Raw genomic sequence first — 17,463 nt, forward strand, 5'->3', positions numbered from 1 at the left:
GCCAAGGATCGCGGCCATGTCTGCCGCTACTGCCAAGCCGGGTCTGCTGTTGTTCGGTCGGCGTGCCGGGTCCGTCCTGCTGGCGCTGCTGCTGCTCGTGGCCGGGGTGTGGACGTCGTGGGCGACGGCGCAGCACGTGATGTTCGTGGAGGACCGCGAGCAGGGCGTGATGACGGTCGCGCGCTGCGAGGGCGAGGCGTGTTCGGGTTCGTTCGCGCCGGCCGACGCCTCCGGGAAGCCGCGCAGGACTGTGGTGATCGACCGGTCGATCGGTGAGCGCAAGGGCGCCCGCGTGCCGGTCGCGGTGAAGCCGGGCACGGACGAGGTCGTACGGACGGGCGGCCCGGGCTTTCTGCACGCGTGGGTGCCGTTGGGCGGCGCGCTGCTCCTTGCGGCCGTGGTGATCGGCGGCGGTCTGCGGCATGCACGGCTGGCGTGGGGCGTGGGCCTCACGGGCGGGGTGCTGCTCGTGGCGTCGTTCGCGACGTTGTGAGGGTGCCGAATCGGGTACGGGGACGGGTCGTTCACCCGATCGTTACGGTGAACCATTGGGGCGTTGCGGGGCGCACGGGGCGGATGCGGATTTCTGCGCCTTGACCGGCCCGCCGCCGGGCAGGAAGCTGAGCCGCCCCCTCAGGGCACCCCCCCCCACGGCATCCCCCCCGCATCCCATGGCACCCCTCTCCAGAAGTAGGACGCCCATGCGTACCCTGACCTGCGCGGCGGCTGTGGCCGCAGCTTCCGCTCTGTTCCTTGCGGCTCCCGCCCATGCGACGCCTCCCGGCGACAACGGGACGGTGAAGATCCATGACGCCGGCACCGGCGAGGAACTCCGCAAGAACGAGCCGCACGTCTGCACCTTCTACCTCGACGCGTTCGGCTTCGACGCCGGGCAGACCGCCACGTGGTGGATCGAGTCGTGGGCCCCGACGGCCGGGGTGAAGGGCGAGAAGGTGAAGTCCGGTTCGCTCACGCCGGACGCGGAGGGGCACGGGCGTACGCAGGACCTGTCGCTGCCGGACGGGCACTACAAGTTGTTCTGGACGTTCGACGGCGAGCACGGCCGGGCGAAGCACAAGGTGTTCTGGACGGACTGCGAGGACGGTGAGGAGGGCGGCGAGCCGACCGCTCCGGCCCCCTCGGCGTCCGAGCCGTCGTCCCCCGGAAAGCCCGAGACGCCCGGGAAGCCCGGCGCGCCCGAGCCCTCGGAGTCCTCCGCCGCGCCCGCGCCGTCCGCGACGCCCCCGTCCGGGCAGGGCGGCGGCGACCTGGCCGAGACCGGCAGCAGTGCGCCCGTCGTGGGGATGTCCGTGGCCGCCGCGGCCCTGCTCGGCGTCGGCGGCTGGCTGGTCGCCCGCCGTCGCAGGGCGGGCGCGGCGAGCTAGAACCGCACACACCGACGCCCGGCGCGGAGCGATCCGTGCCGGGCGCCGGTGCGTTCGCGGGCGGAGGCAGGGGCGAGAGGCGGAGGGAGAGGGGCGAGAGGCGAGGGGCGAGGAGCGAAGGGGCGAGCCGGGCAACTCCCCGGCCGCCAGCCGGTGTTGCGGAGGCCCGCGGCGGGCGGCTGCGGCGCGCCGGTGCCGGAGCGGAACCGCCGCCAGGACCCGCCCCCCCCGAACACACCGGCGCCCGGCGCGGAACAAGATCCGTGCCGGGCACCCGTGCGGCCAGGAGGGGCGAAGGCCAACTCCCCTGCGGTCAGCCCGTGTTGCGCAGGCCCGCGGCGACGCCGTTGACCGTGAGGAGCAGGGCGCGGCTCAGCGTCGGGTCGGGCTCGGCGCCGGCCGCGGCGGCGTCGCGCTGGCGCTTGAGCAGGGCGACCTGGAGGTACGAGATCGGGTCGAGGTAGGCGTCCCGGATGGCGAAGGTCTGCTGGAGCACGGGGTTGCTGTCGAGCAGCTTCTCGCCGCCGGTGACGCGCAGGACCTCGCGGACGGTGAGGTCGTGCTCGGCCTTGATGGTCTCGAAGATGTGCCGCAGCTCCTGCGGAACGAGGGTGTCCACGTAGTGCTGGGCGATGCGCAGGTCGGTCTTCGCGAGCGTCATCTCCACGTTGGAGAGGAAGTTCCGGAAGAAGTGCCAGTGCTCGTGCATCTCGTCCAGGACGGTGTCCAGGCCGGCCTCGCGCAGCGCCTTCAGACCGGAGCCGACGCCGAACCAGCCGGGGACGATCTGCCGGGACTGGGTCCAGCCGAACACCCACGGGATGGCGCGGAGCCCGTCGAGCGAGACGCCCGAGCCGGGCCGGCGGGAGGGCCGCGAGCCGAGGTGCAGGTCGGCGAGCTGGTCCACGGGCGTGGAGGCGAGGAAGTACGTCGGCAGGTCGGGGTCCTCGACCAGCTTGCGGTACGCGGCGTGCGCGGCGTCGGAGACCGTGTCCATCGCGGCGTCCCAGCGGGCCAGGGCCTCGTCGGACTGGCGGGGCGCGGTGTGCAGCGCGGAGGCCTGCAGCGTGGCGGCGACGGTCAGTTCGAGGTTCTCCCGGGCCAGGGACGGCACGAGGTACTTGTCGGAGATGACCTCGCCCTGCTCGGTCACCTTGATCTCGCCCTCCAGGGTGCCCCAGGGCTGGGCGAGGATCGCGTCGTGCGAGGGGCCGCCGCCGCGGCCGACGGTGCCGCCGCGGCCGTGGAAGAGGCGAAGCCGCACGCCGTACCGGTGGGCGACGTCGCGCAGGCGGCGCTGGGCGCGGTGGATCTCCCACTGCGAGGTGGTGATGCCGCCGAACTTGGAGGAGTCCGAGTACCCGAGCATGACCTCCTGGACGTCGCCCCTGAGAGACACAAGACGCCTGTACGAGGGGTCGGCGAGCATCTCGTCGAGGATGACGTCGGCGGCGCGGAGCTCGTCGGTGGTCTCCAGGAGCGGCACGATGCCGATCTTCGCCCAGCCGGCGTGCAGGTCGATCAGGCCCGCCTCGCGGGCGAGGACGGCGGCGGCGAACACGTCGTCGGCGCCCTGGCACATCGAGATGATGTACGACTCGATGACCTCGGGGCCGAAGATCGCGAGGGCCTTCTTGACGGTCTCGAAGACGCCGAGGGTCTTCTGGCCCGCGGCGTCGAGCGGGGCCGGGCGCGGGGCGAGGGGGCGGCGGGAGCGGAGCTCCTTGGCGAGGAGCTTCTGCCGGTAGTCGCGCGGCATGTCGGCGTACCGCCAGGACTCCTCGCCGAGCCGGTCGAAGAGCTGGCCGAGCGCGTGGTGGTGGGCGTCGGCGTGCTCGCGGACGTCCATGGTGGCGAGCTGGAGGCCGAACGCGGCGAGGGTGCGGATCGTGCGGTCCATCCGGCCGTCGGCGAACAGGCCGCCGCGGTGCTCGCGCAGGGACGTCTGCAGCAGGGTGAGGTCCTGGAGCAGCTCGGCGGTGCCGAGGTAGTCGCGGCCGGCCTCGTGCGGGGTGCCCTTGGCGAGGCGCTCGCGGGTGTTGACGAGCTTCTGCCGGATGCAGGTGGCCTTGAGGCGGTACGGCTCCTCGGCGTTGAGGCGCTTGTAGCGGGGGCTGATCTCGGGGAGGCGCTCCAGGTCGGCCTGCAGGGAGCTGTGCAGCTCCTCGGTGGCGCCCGCGTACCGGATCGAGTTGGAGAGCAGTCCGCGCAGGTGGTCGACGAGTTCGAGGGCGTCGGTGATGCCGTGCTCGTGCTGCAGGATCAGGACGTCCCAGGTGACCTCGGGGGTGACGTTGGGGTTGCCGTCGCGGTCGCCGCCGATCCAGGTGCCGAAGGTGAGCGGGCGGGTGCCGGGCGGCAGCTCGACGCCGACGCGCTGCAGTTCGGCGGTGAGGTCCTCCAGGACGTCGCCGACGGCGCCGGCGTGCAGCTCGTCCAGGTAGTAGATGGCGTTGCGGGCCTCGTCGGCGGGCTCGGGGCGGACCACGCGGAGCTCGTCGGTCTGCCAGACGAGGTCGATGTTCTCGGCGAGGCGCAGGTCGAGGCGGCGCCGGTCGGCGGCGGAGCCCGGCGACTCCAGGAGCTCGGCGATGCGGCGGAGCTTGTTGAGGACGGAGCGGCGGGCGGCCTCGGTGGGGTGGGCCGTGAAGACGGGCCGCACGTTGAGGTGGGCGACGGTCTCCCGCAGGTGCGCGGGGTCGGCGTCCTTGAGGAGGTCGGCGGTGCGGGCGAGGGTGCCGCCCTCGGCGTCGCGGCGGACGGCGAGCTCGCGGCCGCGGTGCACCTGTTCGGTGACGTTGGCGAGGTGGAAGTAGGTGGAGAAGGCGCGCACCAGCTTGGCGGCGGTCTCCAGCTCGGTCTCGCCGAGGAGGCGGGCGGCGGCCTCGCCGTCCTCGCGGGTCAGGGCGCGGACCTGCTCGACGAGGTCGAGGAGCTCGGGGCCCTCCTGCCGTACGAGGGTCTCGCCGAGGAGGTCGCCGAGGCGCCGGATGTCGGCGCGCAGGGCGGCGCTCGTGGTGGCGCCGGCGGTGGCTCCGGTGCTGGTGCTTGCGGTCTGGTGGTCGGCACTGCTCACAGGTGCGGCTCCTTGCAGTGTTGAGCTCGTATCTGGAGGGAACTCGGCGTTCCGGTTGATCCGAGCTGGATCTCCGGATTCCGGGGAAGACTCAGAGCGGACCACGCTGTCCGACGCCACCAGGATAGGTCGCGGCCCGACAGGCCTCACCGGTGGCCACTTGTGGCCGGGGCGAGCGCTGCCATACTTACGTCGCCGTAGGTTACGCAACCGTAGGAACAGCGTGGCGAGACCGCGCCGGACCGGCGGAAGGACCGCAAGGATTCCCGTGACCCGGCGCACCTGCCGAAAACCCTCGACCCCACAGGGGACGCCCATGACCACGAGGTCCGAAGTGATCGACGACGCCCCGAAGGAATCCGCGCAGCGGAAGCCGGGCGACGAGGCGCCGCTGCCGTCCGCCACGCTCGGCGGGGAGCAGAAGCGTTCGCTCGAACAGATCACCCTGCTCTTGTTCATCACGGTTCCGTTCCTCGCACTGCTCGCCGCGGTGCCGCTGGCCTGGGGGTGGGGGGTGAGCTGGCTGGATCTCGGCCTGCTCGTCTTCATGTACTTCCTGGGCTGCCACGGCATCACGATCGGCTTCCACCGCTACTTCACGCACGGCTCGTTCAAGGCGAACCGGCCGCTCCGGATCGCGCTCGCGGTGGCGGGCTCGATGGCGGTGGAGGGCCCCCTGGTGCGGTGGGTGGCCGACCACCGCAAGCACCACAAGTTCTCCGACGCGGAGGGCGACCCGCACTCGCCGTGGCGGTTCGGCGAGACCGTTCCGGCGCTGATGAAGGGCCTGTGGTGGGCGCACATCGGCTGGATGTTCGACGAGGAGCAGACGCCGCAGGAGAAGTACGCGCCGGACCTGATCAAGGACCCGGCGATCCGGCGGATCTCGCGTGACTTCATCTACTGGACGATGCTGTCGCTCGCGATCCCGCCGCTGGTGGGCGGCCTGGTGACGATGTCGTGGTGGGGCGCGTTCACGGCGTTCTTCTGGGGCTCGCTCGTCCGGGTCGCGCTCCTTCACCACGTGACGTGGTCGATCAACTCGATCTGCCACGCGGTCGGCAAGCGCCCGTTCAAGTCCCGGGACCGGTCCGGGAACGTGTGGTGGCTGGCGATCCTGTCCTGCGGCGAGTCCTGGCACAACCTGCACCACGCCGACCCGACGTCCGCGCGGCACGGGGTGATGCGGGGCCAGCTGGACTCGTCGGCGCGCCTCATCCGCTGGTTCGAGCTGCTCGGCTGGGCGCGGGACGTGCGCTGGCCGTCCCAGTCGCGTATCGACTCCCGGCGCAAGCCGCAGGTGGCGGACGCGGCCTGAGCCGGACACGGCATGATGGGGGTCGTGGCGACCGACTCAAGCACCCCGAGCAGCACGAGCAGTGACCGCACCGACAAGGCTCGGCGCGGTCGGCGTACGCGGATGACCGGGGCCGAGCGGCGGCAGCAGCTCCTGGAGATCGGCCGCACCCTGTTCGCGGCGAAGGGCTTCGAGGGCACGTCGGTGGAGGAGATCGCCGCGAAGGCGGGCGTCTCCAAGCCGGTGGTGTACGAGCACTTCGGCGGCAAGGAGGGTCTGTACGCGGTGGTCGTGGACCGGGAGATGCGCCAGCTCCTGGACATGGTGACGGGTTCGCTGACGGCCGGGCATCCGCGGGAGCTGTGCGAGCAGGCGGCGTTCGCGCTCCTCGACTACATCGAGGAGTACACGGACGGTTTCCGGATCCTGGTCCGCGACTCCCCCATTCCGCAGTCCACGGGTTCGTTCGCCTCGCTGATCTCGGACATCGCGACGCAGGTGGAGGACATCCTGGGCCGCGAGTTCAAGGCCCGCGGCTTCGACCCGAAGCTGGCGCCGCTGTACGCGCAGGCGCTGGTGGGGATGGTCGCGCTGACCGGCCAGTGGTGGCTGGACGCCCGCAAGCCGAAGAAGGCGGAGGTGGCGGCGCACCTGGTGAATCTGGCGTGGCACGGCCTGGACGGCCTGGAGGCGAAGCCGCGGCTGATAGGGCACCGCAAGAACTGAGCCCGGCGAGCACGACGGACCGGGAACGCGGGACGGGCACGGCGGCGATCGGCCGCTGTGCCCGTCTTTTTCGTACGGGATGTGTCGTTACGTGTCGTACGGGATGGGTCGTGCGGAGTGCGTCAGCCGGGTTTGTGGGCGAGGGCGAAGATCCGGCGGAACGGGAAGACGGTGCCGTGCGGGCCCGGCGGATACGCCTTGCGGAGCAGGTCCCGGTACTCGGCGAGGAAGTCCGCGGCCGCGTCCGGGTCGTCGGCGAGCTCGGTGAGGACGGGGCGCAGGGCGGTGCCCTTGACCCAGTCGAGCACGGGGTCCTCGCCCTGCAGCAGCTGGGAGTACGTGGTCTCCCAGGCGTCGGCCTCGCAGCCGAGGTCGGTGAGCCGGATCAGGTAGTCGGCCGGGTCGAGGATGTGCACGAACCGCCGGCCGTGGTCGCCGAGCCGGTCCCGCCACTTCTGGGCGTCGCAGAGCTCGCCGAGCAGCGCGTGGCTGGGCGAGGTGAAGTTGCCGGGCACCTGGAAGGCGAGGGTGCCGCCGGGGCGGAGCGAGTCGATCCAGACGGGGAAGGACTCGGGGTGGTTGGGCACCCACTGGAGCGCCGCGTTGGAGACGATCAGGTCGTACGGCTCGTCGGGCACCCAGTCCGCGGCGTCGGCGGGCCGGAAGTCGAGCCGGCCGCCGCCGGGGGTGGGGCCGGCGAGGTCGGCGGCCTTGGCGAGCATCTCCGGTGAGCTGTCGAACCCGGTGATGTGGGCGGTGGGCCAGCGGTCGGCGAGGAGGGCGGTGACGTTGCCGGGGCCGCAGCCGAGGTCGGCGATGCGGGGGGCTGCGGTGGGCAACTCCGGTATGTGCTCTAGCAGATCGAGGAAGGGGCGGGTCCTGTGGCTGGAGTGACGGAGGTACTGTTGCGGGTCCCAGGTTGGTGCGGAATGCATGTTCGAGCTCCCTGCCAGGTACGCGGTGCAGATCCGGAAGGCACTTGCTTCGCGACGATGCCCACAGCGAAGCGAGAATATCTCTCGACGTCAAGAGACTTCACATCGAGGGACCCACTACACTGATCGCCATGGAGGACGAGGTCGATCGGCTGGTCGCGGCGTGGCGCAGGGAGCGCCCCGACCTGGACGTGGAACCGCTCGAGGTGCTGAGCCGGGTGAGCAGGCTCGCCCGCCATCTCGACCGGGCCCGTCGCCTTGCCTTCTCCGAGCACAACCTGGAGCCCTGGGAGTTCGACGTACTGACGTCGCTCCGCCGGGCCGGCGCCCCGTACCAGCTGTCGCCGGGTCAGTTGCTCACGCAGACGCTCGTCACGTCCGGCACGATGACCAACCGCATCGACAGGCTCGCCAAGAAAGGCCTGGTCGAGCGGCTTCCCGACCCCAGTGACCGGCGCGGTGTGCTGGTCCGGCTGACCCCGGAGGGACGGGACCGGGCGGACCAGGCGCTGGCCGGTCTGCTCGACCAGGAGCGGGCCATCCTGGCGGAGCTGTCGCGTACGCAGCGGGGCGAACTCGCCGGGCTGCTACGCCAGTTGACCGCCCCGTTCGACAACATCCCCGGCTAGCGCGCCCGGCCCCGGGTCGGCGGGGGCGACGCCCGCGCGCCGGGCGAGCGCGACGGCCGCGAGGGTGGAGTGGACTCCGAGTTTCCCCAGGACGTTCTGCATATGCGTCCGGACGGTGTGCGGTGACAGGAAGAGGCGCTCGGCGACAGCTTTGCGCCCCAGGCCCGCGACCATGCAGCGCAGCACTTCCCGTTCACGCGGCGTCAGGGACTCGACGAGCCGCTCGCTCTCGGTGCGGTGCTTGCGGGCCGCGGTGAGTTCGCGCAGGACGCCGGTCAGCAGGGCGGGCGGCAGATGCGTCTCGTCCCGCAGCACTCCGCGTACGACGGTGAGCAGGCGGGACAGCGAGCAGTCCTTGGCGACCCAGCCGGACGCCCCGGCCTGCAGGGCGCGGGCGGCGCGGCGCGGTTCGTCCCTCTCGGCGAGCACGACCGTGCGCACGCCGGGTCTGGCGGCGCGCACGTCGGCGACCAGGGAGATGCCGTCCGCGGGGCCCTGCTCGTCCCCGTCCCCGTGCCCATGCGCGGTCCCGTTCCGGTCGGGCGGGGGTGCCGCGCGCATCCCGGGGAGCGGCGCCGCGGTGTGCGGGGCCGCGCCGAGGTCGGCGTCGACGAGCAGGACGTCGAACCGGCGGCCCTCGGCGGCGCCGCGCTCCAGGCAGCGCAGCGCGGCGGGGCCGCTGCCGGCGGCCGCCACGTCGACATCGGGCTCGGCGGCGAGTGCGGCGGCGAGCGATTCGGCGAAGATGCGGTGGTCGTCGACGACCAAAACCCGGATACGGACCACGTGATACCCCCAGGCTCGTGTTCCGGGGAGCGCTCCGGCCCCCCGAACCCCCCGGTGGGAGACGGACATTGCGACAGCGGCACGGGTACGGCGCCCGGAGTGCGGGATCACGGCCGCCGCCGTGATCTGACTGCTACCCCCACTCCGGGCGACGTACCCGGCTGTCTCGCCCCCTGATCAGCACCGGCCCCCACCGGTGCTGCCCATCAGAGTACGGCGGGCCGCCCGCCCCGTCGGCTGATTCGCAGAACTGGGTCCGGAGTTGAGACACAACTGGCCGACCCGAACGCTCCGGGGGCTCCGCCCCCGACCCCCCGCTCCTCAAACGCCGGAGGGGCTGTCCGGGGGTCGTCGTTCGGCTTTCCCACCGTCGTGGTGACCGCTGTGCCCACCCGTTCCGCCCTGCGGAACGCCTGCCCACAGCGGGGGGGGCGGGGGCGGGGGAATCCGTGCCCCGATAGGGGCGCGGGGAACTGCGCGAGTGGCCACGGCGAAAGCCGCAGACGAACGACGCACCGCCGGAGCCGCCCGCTGAGGGCTACGAGACGCGGCGCGCCCCCGGCGCAGGGGTGGCCGTGAAGACGCGCGGCGCCCGGAAGCCCGCGGTCTCGAAGGCCGCTCGCAGCGCCTTCGAAACCGTCTCCGCCGAGGCCGCCTCCACCAGCACGATCGCCGACCCCCCGAACCCTCCCCCGGTCATCCGCGCCCCGAGCGCCCCCGCCGACAGGGCCGTGTCGACCGCCAGGTCCAACTCCGGGCAGGAGATGCGGAAGTCGTCCCGCAGGGACGCGTGCCCCTCGGTGAGGAGGGGGCCGATCGCCCGCACGTCACCCGCCGCGAGGAGGTCGATGACCCGCTCCACGCGCCGGTTCTCCGTGACGATGTGCCGGACGAGCCGCCGTACCTCCGCGTCGTCGAGCCGGTCGAGGGCCGCGTCCAGGTCCTCGTACGGGATGTCCCGCAGGGCCGTGACGCCGAGTCGGTCCGCGCCGGTCTCGCAGCCCGCGCGGCGCTTGCCGTACTCGCCGTCGCTGTGGGCGTGCTTGACCTGGGTGTCGACCACGAGCAGGCACAGGCCGTGCGCCGCGAGGTCGAAGGGGACCTGCCGCTGGGCGAGGTCGCGGGTGTCGAGGAACAGGGCGTGGCCGTCCGTGCAGCAGGCGGAGGCGGTCTGGTCCATGATGCCGGTGGGGGCGCCCACGAACACGTTCTCGGCGCGTTGGCAGAGGCGGGCCAACTGCCAGCGCTGCAGGCCGAGTTCGTACAGCTCGCAGAGCGCGAGGGCCGTGACGACCTCCAGTGCCGCCGACGAGGACAGGCCCGCGCCCGTCGGCACCGTCGACTCGATGTGGACGTCGGCGCCGCCCACCGTGTGCCCGGCGTCGCGCAGCGCCCAGGCGACGCCCGCGACGTAGTCCGTCCAGCCGCCCGACGGGGTGAGCTCGTCGACGCGGAGCTCGACGGGGGCGCCCTCGACGTCCGCGGAGTGCAGCCGCAGCACGCCGTCGTCGCGGCGGCGGACCGCGGCGACCGCGGTGTGCGGCAGCGCGAAGGGCATCACGAACCCGTCGTTGTAGTCGGTGTGTTCGCCGATCAGGTTGACGCGCCCGGGGGCCGCCCAGACTCCGTCGGGGGCGTGGCCGTAGAGCGACTCGAAGGTCTCGGTGACCGTCACTCGCCCGCCCCCGGAGAACGCTGCGCGAACGCCCACGCGTCGGCGACGATCCCGGCGAGGTCCGCGCGGGACGGGTTCCAGCCGAGCTTCTCGCGGGCGGCGTCCGCGGAGGCGACCAGGACGGCCGGGTCGCCTCCCCGGCGCGGGGCCATGACCTCGGGGATCGGGTGCCCGGTGACCTCGCGCACGGTCTCGACGACCTCGCGGACGGAGAAGCCGTTGCCGTTGCCGAGGTTGCAGATCAGGTGCTCGCCAAAGGTCGCGGCGTCGAGGGCGAGCAGGTGGGCCTCGGCGAGGTCGGCGACGTGGATGTAGTCGCGTACGCAGGTGCCGTCCGGCGTCGGGTAGTCGTCGCCGAAGACGGAGATGGCCTCGCGGCGGCCCTGCGCGACCTGGAGGACGAGCGGGATGAGGTGCGACTCGGGGTCGTGCCGCTCGCCGAACTCCCCGTACGCGCCGGCCACGTTGAAGTAGCGCAGCGAGACGGCCGCGAGCCCGTGGGCCGCACACTCGCCGCTGATCATGTGGTCGACGGCGAGCTTGGAGGCGCCGTACGGGTTGGTGGGCGCGGTCGGGGCGGTCTCGCGGATCGGGACCTCCTCGGGCTCGCCGTACGTGGCGGCCGTCGAGGAGAACACCAGCTTGCGGACGCCGGCCGAGCGCATCGCGGCGATCAGCGCCATGGTGCCGCCGACGTTGTTCTCCCAGTACTTCTCCGGCTTCACGACGGACTCGCCGACCTGCGAGAACGCGGCGAAGTGCAGCACCGCGTCGTACGAGGAGTCCAGCCACTTGGCGGCGTCGCGGATGTCGCCCTCGATGAACTCGGCGCCCGCGGGGACGCCTTCGCGGAAGCCGGTGGAGAGGTTGTCGAGCACGGTCACGGTGTGGCCGGCCTCGACCAGATGCGCCGCCACCACGCTGCCGACATAGCCCGCGCCACCGGTGACCAGGTACTTGCCGCTCATTTACTCGCTACCTCTCGCAGTCGCTCGGCCGCGGTCTCCGGCGGCACGTCGTTGATGAACACGCTCATGCCGGATTCGGAACCCGCGAGGAACTTCAGCTTGCCGGAAGTGCGGCGAATGGTGAAAAGCTCGAGGTGCAGCGCGAAGTCGTCGCGGCGCACTCCGAACTCCGCCAGGTCCGCGAACGGCGCCTGGTGCCAGGCCGCGATGTACGGCGTGGGCGGTTCACCGGGGCCGAAGATCCGGTCGAAGCGCCGCAAGAGTTCCAGATAGACCTGTGGAAACTCGGTGCGCGCCGCCTCGTCGAGCCCGAGCAGGTCGGGCACGCGCCGCTTGGGGTGCAGATGCACCTCGTACGGCCAGTGCGCCGCGTAGGGGACGTACGCGATCCAGTGCTCGCCCTCCAGGACGACCCGCTCGCCGGCGGATTCGCGGGCCAGGACGTCGTCGAAGAGGTTGCGGCCGGTGCGGTCCCGGTGGGCGGCGAGGCTGCGGAGCATCAGGGCGGTGCGCGGGGTGACGTCCGGGTAGGCGTAGATCTGGCCGTGCGGGTGGCCGAGGGTCACGCCGATCTCGGCGCCGCGGTTCTCGAAGCAGAAGACCTGCGCGACGGAGTCGAGGTGGGACAGCTCGGCGGTGCGGTCGGTCCAGGCGTCCAGGACGAGCCGGGCCTGCTCCGCGGTGAGGTCGGCGAAGGACGCGTCGTGGTCGGAGGTGAAGCAGACGACCTCGCAGCGCCCGGAGTCCCCGGCGAGGGACGGGAAGCGGTTCTCGAAGACGACGACGTCGTACGAGGAGTCCGGGATCTCGGTGTGCCGCTCGCCGGTGGAGGGGCAGAGGGGGCACTCGTCGGCCGGCGGGTGGTAGGTGCGGGCCTGGCGGTGCGAGGCGACGGCCACGAAGTCGCCGAGCAGCGGGTCCTCGCGGATCTCGGAGCCGGCGCCGACCGGGTCGAGGGGGCGGGGGTCGACGGCCGTGCGGACGGTGTCGTCGCGCAGGTCGTAGTGGATGAGCTCACGACCGTCGGCGAGCCGGGTCGAGGTCTTCTTCACGTCTGGGACTCCCCCATCTCAGCCACGTACACACAAACAGAAACCAACATAAGAAACCATAACTGAACAGCACCGTCAACGATCACAATCAAACAAAGAACACCAACACAAGTGTTCAGTTTCTGAAGCTGGGGGCGTAGGTTCCGGTCTGATCAGTTCGCGCAACGAAGCGAGAGACAGCGAGAGACCCCCCATGCACTACTTGGCCGACGGGCTACGGCTCCCCACCAACGGGCTGGACTACGCGATCCTGGCGATCTACTTCGCCGTCGTCCTGGGCATCGGTTTCGCCGCCCGGCGCAGCGTGAAGACCAGCCTCGACTTCTTCCTCTCCGGGCGTTCCCTGCCCGCCTGGGTCACGGGCCTCGCCTTCGTGGCCGCCAACCTCGGCGCCACCGAGATCCTGGGCATGGCCGCGACCGGCGCGCAGTACGGCGTGGCCGTCGTGCACTGGTACTGGATCGGCGCGATCCCGGCCATGGTCTTCCTCGGCCTGGTGATGATGCCGTTCTACTACGGCTCCAAGGTCCGAAGCGTTCCCGAGTTCCTGCTCCAGCGGTTCGACAAGTCCGCACATCTGCTGAGCTCGGTCCTGTTCGCCTTCGCGTCGATCCTGATCGCGGGCGTCAACCTGTACGCCCTGTCGATCGTCGTCGAGGCACTGCTCGGCTGGCCGCAGTGGGTGTCGATCGTCGTCGCCGGGTTCTTCGTCCTCGCGTACATCACGATCGGCGGTCTCTCCTCGGCGATCTACAACGAGGTCCTGCAGTTCTTCGTGATCCTCGCCGCGCTGATCCCGCTCACGATCCTCGGCCTCAAGCGGGTCGGCGGCTGGGACGGCCTCAGCGAATCGCTCACCGGGCAGCACGGCGGCAACTTCCTCACGGCGTGGGGCGGTACGGGCATCGGCGACCCCAACCCGCTGGGCGCGAACTGGCTGACGATCGTGCTCGGCCTCGGCTTCGTGCTGTCCTTCGGCTACTGGACGACCAACTTCGCCGAGGTGCAACGCGCCCTGTCCGCGCGGAACCTGTCCGCCGCCAAGCGCACGCCGCTGATCGCCGCGTTCCCGAAGATCTTCATCGTCTTCATCGTGATGATCCCCGGCCTGGTCGCCGCCGTCCTCGTCCCGAAGATCGGCACCGCGGGCTCCGACCTCACGTACAACGACGCGATCCCGCTGCTCATGCAGGAGTTGCTGCCCAACGGCGTGCTCGGCATAGCCGTGACCGGTCTGCTCGCCGCGTTCATGGCGGGCATGGCCGCGAACGTCTCGTCCTTCAACACCGTGTTCACGGCGGACATCTGGGCCAAGTACGTGGTCAAGGGCCGTGAGGACACGTACTACTTGAAGTTCGGGCGGCTCATCACCGCGATCGGTGTGGTCGCCTCGATCGGCACGGCCTTCCTCGCCGCCAGCTTCAGCAACATCATGGGGTACCTGCAGACGCTGTTCTCCTTCTTCAACGTGCCGATGTTCGTGGTCTTCATCATCGGCATGTTCTGGAAGAGGGCGTCCATGAAATCCGGTGTGTGGGGCCTGGTCGCGGGCACCACCGCGGCGATGGTCAACTACTTCGTCATCTACAAGCAGGGCGTCATCGACATCCCCTCCGACCAGGGCGCCAACTTCGTCTCCGCGATCGTCGGTTTCGTCGCCGGCGCCGTGGTGATGGTCCTCGTCACCCTGTTCACCGCGCCCAAGCCGGAGGCCGAGCTGGCCGGTCTGGTGTACGGCACCAAGTCGCCCGGCATGGAGGAGCTTCCGGAGGAGGCCGACCAGGTCTGGTACCGCAAGCCCGCGCTGCTCGGCTGGGGCGCGATCGTCCTCGCCGCCGCCTGCTACGTCCCGTACTCCTTCTGATCCGATCGGAGGCACCCAGAATGTCCGAACTGCAGCGTGAAGTCTCCGAGTTGGAGGCCAAGTCCGCCACCGCCGCCCGGCTCTTCGACATCCGGCGCATCATCGGCGGCCTGTTCGTGGTCTACGGCGTGATCGTCACGATCGCCGGGATCACCGCGTCCGACGCCGACCTGAAGAAGGCGCAGGACGTCAACATCAACCTGTGGACCGGCCTGGCGATGCTCGCCCTCGGCCTGTTCTTCCTGGTCTGGCTGCGGCTCAGGCCGGCCCAGGCTCCGGCTCCGGCCGAGGCCCCTCAGGCGTAGCCGCCGTCGTGGCCCGGTCGAGCAGGCCCGTACGCGCGGCCAGCGCCGCCGCCTCCAGGCGGGAGCCGACGTCCAGCTTCATCAGGACCCGCTGGACGTGCGTACGGGCCGTGCTCGGCGCTATGCCCATGCCGGCCGCGATCAGCCGGGTGTCCTCGCCGTCGGCGACCCGCACCAGGACCTCGACCTCGCGCGGCGTGAGCAGCTGAAGGAGCCGGTTGCCCTCGTCGTCGGGCTGCGCCGCCGGGTTGAGCAGCTCGGCGAACGCCCCCTGCAGCAGCCCGGGCGCCACCGCCGCCTCCCCCGCCCTGGCCTTCATGATGGCCCGCTCGACGCCCTCGATCCGCTCGTCGTGCCGTACGTAACCGGAGGCGCCGGCGGCGAACGCGGCCGCTATCCCGCGCGGCGACGGCACCGGCCCGAGGACGAGGACGGCCACCTGCGGACGGTCCCGCTTGATCCGCACCACCGGGTCGAACGCGCCCGGCTCGGCCGGGGCCGCCGTGCCCAGGACGCAGACCTCGGGCGCCCGCTGCACCACCAGGTCGGCCGCGCCGGCGGCCGGGGCGGCCGCGGCGAGCACCCGGTGGCCGCGGAGTTTCAGGGCCGAGGCGAGAGCCTCGGCATGCAGACGGTGATCGTCGACCACCATGAGCCGCACGGCCATCGCGCTACCCCCCAGATCCCCTTCGACCCGTCGGAGACGGGACCCCCGGGCCCGCCGTTCCCCGGAAGCTACACGCTTGTTCGACATCGCGCGCCCCCTACCGGAGAGATGCCGCCCGTCCTGCCCGAAAACACCACGCGGGCCGTCTCCCTCCAGCGAAGGGAGACGGCCCGCGGCGCTGTGGCCCGCTTCGGCTACTTCGTGCCGAACACCACGGCGAGGTGCCGCTTGCGGGTGTCGGCCGCGCTCGGCTTCGACATCAGCTTGTCCGAGATGAACAAGCCGCCGTCGCCGTAGAGCATTTCGGCCCCGTCCGGCAGCGAGTACTGCGTCTCGGCGTCGCGGATGTCCTCCTGCGCCGGGTTCTCCAGCAGCACGGTCTGCTTCATGGTCTTCGGGTCGATGGTGACGACCTGACCGCCCTTGTCGTACGGCGGGACCTTGTACGCCAGGATGTTGTTGCCGTCCATCCGCAGCGGCAGCATCTGGTACCTCTCGCCCGCGTCCGCCTTCGGGCCGACGGTCTCGCCGGTGGCCAGGTCGAAGGCGACGATCTCGTTCGTCATGCCGTAGTCGCCGCTGCCCTGGTGCTGGGCCGTCGGCACGTACACCCGGTCGTTGCCGACGGCGACGCCGGAGCACTCCTGGACCATGTTCACATCGCAGTCGAACTGGTACTCCCGCTCGCCGAGAGCCGCCTTGCTGCGCAGCTTGCCCGCCTCGTCCAGGGCGAAGATGTCCGTGACACCGGTGGCCGTGATGTCACCCGAGTCCACGCCGAACACCACCGGCTTCGTCGACATCACCTTGGCGTTGTCGATGCCGGCGGGCAGCTTGTACGTCCACTTCGGCGTGCCCGACTCCGGGTCGATCAGCTGGACCTCGACCCGCGGGTTGTCGTACGAGCCGCACTCGCGGACCGCGACGAGCTGCTCGCCGCCCGCGTACCCCGCGTCCTTGCAGGTGTCCGAGGGCTTGGGGGTCCAGCGGGGCTTTCCGGACTTCAGGTCGAAGGCGGCGCCGCCGTCCGTGCCGCCGCCGACGGCGACGGTCTGGCCGGAGATGACGATCTCCTGGAAGTCGGCCTTGTCACCGCCGTCGCTGACGCTCTTCTGCCACAGCTTGTCGCCGGTCTTGGTGTCGAAGACGGCGATCTGGCTGCAGCCGTTGTACTCCTTCTTGCCCGCGGCCTCGAAGACCACGGCGGCCAGGCCGTCGTCCGAGACCTGGCGGGAGCCGGCGCAGGTCGGGCCGGACAGCGGGAGCGTCCACAGCTCCTTGCCGTCCTCCGGTCCGTACCCGACGATCTTGCTCGGGCCGCTCTTCGCGTACACGTCGTCGGTGAGCCAGGAGCCCTTGACGCTCAGCGTCGTGTCCGCCGGGACCTTCGGGGCGGGCAGCTGGAAGCGGACCTGGGCCGCCGGGTCCGACGGCACCTTCTCGTCGCCGCCGCCGGACGGGCCGCTCTCGCCGCCCTTGGTCTCGCCGGTCTTCGCCTCTTCCTTCGGCTCGTCACCGGACGAGGACGCGTACCAGAAGCCGCCGCCGACGATCAGCGCGACCGCGACCACCGCGGCGACGATGATCGCCAGCTGCGCGTTGATCTTCTTGCCGCCGGGACCGCCGGGGCCGCCCATCGGCTGGGTCACCGGCTGCGGCTGCTGCGGGAACTGCTGGTAGCCGTACGGCGGTTGCTGGCCCGGAGCGCCGGGAGCGCCCGGGTAGCCGTACCCCTGCTGGCCCGGAGCGCCCGGAGCGCCCGGCTGGCCCTGCGGGGGCGGCGGCGGGGTGCCGGGGCCCTGCGGGTAGCCGTACGCGGGCGGGGGCGTGCCCGGGGCGGGCGGGGGCGGAGCGCCGAAGCCGCCGGCTGGCGGCGGGCTCTGCGGAGCGCCCGCGGGCGGCGGACCGGCCGGCGGCGGGCTCGCGGGCGGCGGGCTCTGCTGCTTGCCGAAGCCGTCCTTCGGCGGGTCCTGCGGGGCGCCGAACCCGCCCTGCGGGGGCTGGTTCGGCGGCTGGGGCGGCTGCGGCGGCTGGGTCATCTGATCTCTACCTGTCTGCCTGTCTCTTTCCTCCGGCACTGCGGAGCGGAGGCTGGGGA

Annotated in this window: 15 protein-coding genes; 7 read left to right on the forward strand and 8 right to left on the reverse strand. The window is 71.6% G+C overall.

Features of this window, described 5'->3' with window-relative positions:
* The first annotated feature begins 16 nt into the window (after nt 1-16).
* Both ACIDOF_RS26360 and ACIDOF_RS26365 read left to right on the forward strand, forming a co-directional pair.
* A complete protein-coding gene (locus ACIDOF_RS26360; protein ID WP_409008580.1) occupies nt 17-493 on the forward strand; it encodes a hypothetical protein in 477 nt (158 codons plus the stop codon).
* Between the two features lie 208 nt (nt 494-701).
* Nucleotides 702-1,385 carry an LPXTG cell wall anchor domain-containing protein gene (locus ACIDOF_RS26365; RefSeq protein ID WP_409008581.1) on the forward strand — a complete coding sequence of 228 codons (684 nt, stop codon included), beginning with the start codon at nt 702-704 and terminating at the stop codon, nt 1,383-1,385.
* Between the two features lie 313 nt (nt 1,386-1,698).
* On the opposite strand, the gene ppc is transcribed toward ACIDOF_RS26365, so the two are convergent.
* Nucleotides 1,699-4,461, reverse strand: a complete 2,763-nt coding sequence (gene ppc / locus ACIDOF_RS26370; protein WP_409008582.1) for a phosphoenolpyruvate carboxylase — start codon at nt 4,459-4,461, stop codon at nt 1,699-1,701.
* A gap of 316 nt (nt 4,462-4,777) precedes the next feature.
* Here ppc and ACIDOF_RS26375 point away from each other — a divergent pair, with 316 nt between their 5' ends.
* The gene (locus ACIDOF_RS26375; RefSeq protein WP_409008583.1) at nt 4,778-5,779 is read left to right on the forward strand and encodes an acyl-CoA desaturase; all 1,002 of its coding nucleotides are present in this window, start codon (nt 4,778-4,780) and stop codon (nt 5,777-5,779) included.
* A gap of 12 nt (nt 5,780-5,791) precedes the next feature.
* Entirely contained in the window at nt 5,792-6,484 is a 693-nt protein-coding gene (locus ACIDOF_RS26380; protein WP_409008584.1) for a TetR family transcriptional regulator, read from the forward strand.
* A 122-nt stretch (nt 6,485-6,606) separates the two neighbouring features.
* Here ACIDOF_RS26380 and ACIDOF_RS26385 read toward each other — a convergent pair whose 3' ends face one another.
* The gene (locus ACIDOF_RS26385) at nt 6,607-7,419 is read right to left on the reverse strand and encodes a trans-aconitate 2-methyltransferase (protein ID WP_409008585.1); all 813 of its coding nucleotides are present in this window, start codon (nt 7,417-7,419) and stop codon (nt 6,607-6,609) included.
* A gap of 131 nt (nt 7,420-7,550) precedes the next feature.
* On the opposite strand from ACIDOF_RS26385, the gene tamR reads away from it, so the two are divergent.
* Nucleotides 7,551-8,048, forward strand: a complete 498-nt coding sequence (gene tamR / locus ACIDOF_RS26390; protein ID WP_282512666.1) for a MarR family transcriptional regulator TamR — start codon at nt 7,551-7,553, stop codon at nt 8,046-8,048.
* Here tamR and ACIDOF_RS26395 read toward each other — a convergent pair.
* The 4 genes from ACIDOF_RS26395 to galT all read right to left on the reverse strand — a co-directional run bounded on the left by ACIDOF_RS26395 (nt 8,007) and on the right by galT (nt 12,529).
* Nucleotides 8,007-8,834, reverse strand: a complete 828-nt coding sequence (locus ACIDOF_RS26395; protein WP_409008586.1) for a LuxR C-terminal-related transcriptional regulator — start codon at nt 8,832-8,834, stop codon at nt 8,007-8,009. The two genes, tamR and ACIDOF_RS26395, sit on opposite strands and share 42 nt — an antisense overlap.
* Nucleotides 8,835-9,372: 538 nt before the next feature.
* Nucleotides 9,373-10,509, reverse strand: coding sequence for a galactokinase (galK, locus tag ACIDOF_RS26400; protein WP_409008587.1), 1,137 nt, complete (start codon nt 10,507-10,509; stop codon nt 9,373-9,375).
* Nucleotides 10,506-11,477, reverse strand: a complete 972-nt coding sequence (gene galE, locus ACIDOF_RS26405) for a UDP-glucose 4-epimerase GalE (protein WP_409008588.1) — start codon at nt 11,475-11,477, stop codon at nt 10,506-10,508. The genes galK and galE overlap by 4 nt, the downstream gene beginning before the upstream one ends.
* Nucleotides 11,474-12,529 (reverse strand): galactose-1-phosphate uridylyltransferase, encoded by a 1,056-nt coding sequence (gene galT, locus ACIDOF_RS26410; RefSeq protein ID WP_409008589.1) that lies wholly within the window; start codon nt 12,527-12,529, stop codon nt 11,474-11,476. The genes galE and galT overlap by 4 nt, the downstream gene beginning before the upstream one ends.
* 193 nt (nt 12,530-12,722) lie before the next feature.
* On the opposite strand from galT, the gene ACIDOF_RS26415 reads away from it, so the two are divergent.
* Nucleotides 12,723-14,393: a sodium:solute symporter family protein gene (locus ACIDOF_RS26415; RefSeq protein ID WP_409008590.1), complete on the forward strand. Its 1,671-nt coding sequence runs from the start codon at nt 12,723-12,725 to the stop codon at nt 14,391-14,393.
* 20 nt (nt 14,394-14,413) lie between these two features.
* A complete protein-coding gene (locus tag ACIDOF_RS26420; protein WP_409008591.1) occupies nt 14,414-14,698 on the forward strand; it encodes a hypothetical protein in 285 nt (94 codons plus the stop codon).
* Here ACIDOF_RS26420 and ACIDOF_RS26425 read toward each other — a convergent pair.
* On the reverse strand, nt 14,652-15,365 hold the full coding sequence (locus tag ACIDOF_RS26425) for a LuxR C-terminal-related transcriptional regulator (RefSeq protein WP_409008592.1): 714 nt from the start codon (nt 15,363-15,365) through the stop codon (nt 14,652-14,654). The two genes, ACIDOF_RS26420 and ACIDOF_RS26425, sit on opposite strands and share 47 nt — an antisense overlap.
* Before the next feature lie 194 nt (nt 15,366-15,559).
* Entirely contained in the window at nt 15,560-17,404 is a 1,845-nt protein-coding gene (locus tag ACIDOF_RS26430; protein ID WP_409008593.1) for a PQQ-binding-like beta-propeller repeat protein, read from the reverse strand.
* Between the last annotated feature and the right edge of the window lie 59 nt (nt 17,405-17,463).

This window comes from Streptomyces sp. Da 82-17 (assembly GCF_046098215.1).
GTDB lineage: Bacteria > Actinomycetota > Actinomycetes > Streptomycetales > Streptomycetaceae > Streptomyces.

What these genes read in the sequence shown, in the direction of transcription:
- ACIDOF_RS26415 (WP_409008590.1), top strand. Translation starts at nt 12,723, where the DNA reads ATGCACTACTTGGCCGACGGGCTACGGCTCCCCACCAACGGGCTGGAC.
- ACIDOF_RS26385 (WP_409008585.1), bottom strand. Translation starts at nt 7,419, where the DNA reads ATGCATTCCGCACCAACCTGGGACCCGCAACAGTACCTCCGTCACTCC.
- galE (WP_409008588.1), bottom strand. Translation starts at nt 11,477, where the DNA reads ATGAGCGGCAAGTACCTGGTCACCGGTGGCGCGGGCTATGTCGGCAGC.
- ACIDOF_RS26425 (WP_409008592.1), bottom strand. Translation starts at nt 15,365, where the DNA reads ATGGCCGTGCGGCTCATGGTGGTCGACGATCACCGTCTGCATGCCGAG.
- ACIDOF_RS26420 (WP_409008591.1), top strand. Translation starts at nt 14,414, where the DNA reads ATGTCCGAACTGCAGCGTGAAGTCTCCGAGTTGGAGGCCAAGTCCGCC.
- ACIDOF_RS26430 (WP_409008593.1), bottom strand. Translation starts at nt 17,404, where the DNA reads ATGACCCAGCCGCCGCAGCCGCCCCAGCCGCCGAACCAGCCCCCGCAG.
- tamR (WP_282512666.1), top strand. Translation starts at nt 7,551, where the DNA reads ATGGAGGACGAGGTCGATCGGCTGGTCGCGGCGTGGCGCAGGGAGCGC.
- ACIDOF_RS26365 (WP_409008581.1), top strand. Translation starts at nt 702, where the DNA reads ATGCGTACCCTGACCTGCGCGGCGGCTGTGGCCGCAGCTTCCGCTCTG.
- ACIDOF_RS26375 (WP_409008583.1), top strand. Translation starts at nt 4,778, where the DNA reads ATGACCACGAGGTCCGAAGTGATCGACGACGCCCCGAAGGAATCCGCG.
- ACIDOF_RS26360 (WP_409008580.1), top strand. Translation starts at nt 17, where the DNA reads ATGTCTGCCGCTACTGCCAAGCCGGGTCTGCTGTTGTTCGGTCGGCGT.
- ACIDOF_RS26380 (WP_409008584.1), top strand. Translation starts at nt 5,792, where the DNA reads ATGATGGGGGTCGTGGCGACCGACTCAAGCACCCCGAGCAGCACGAGC.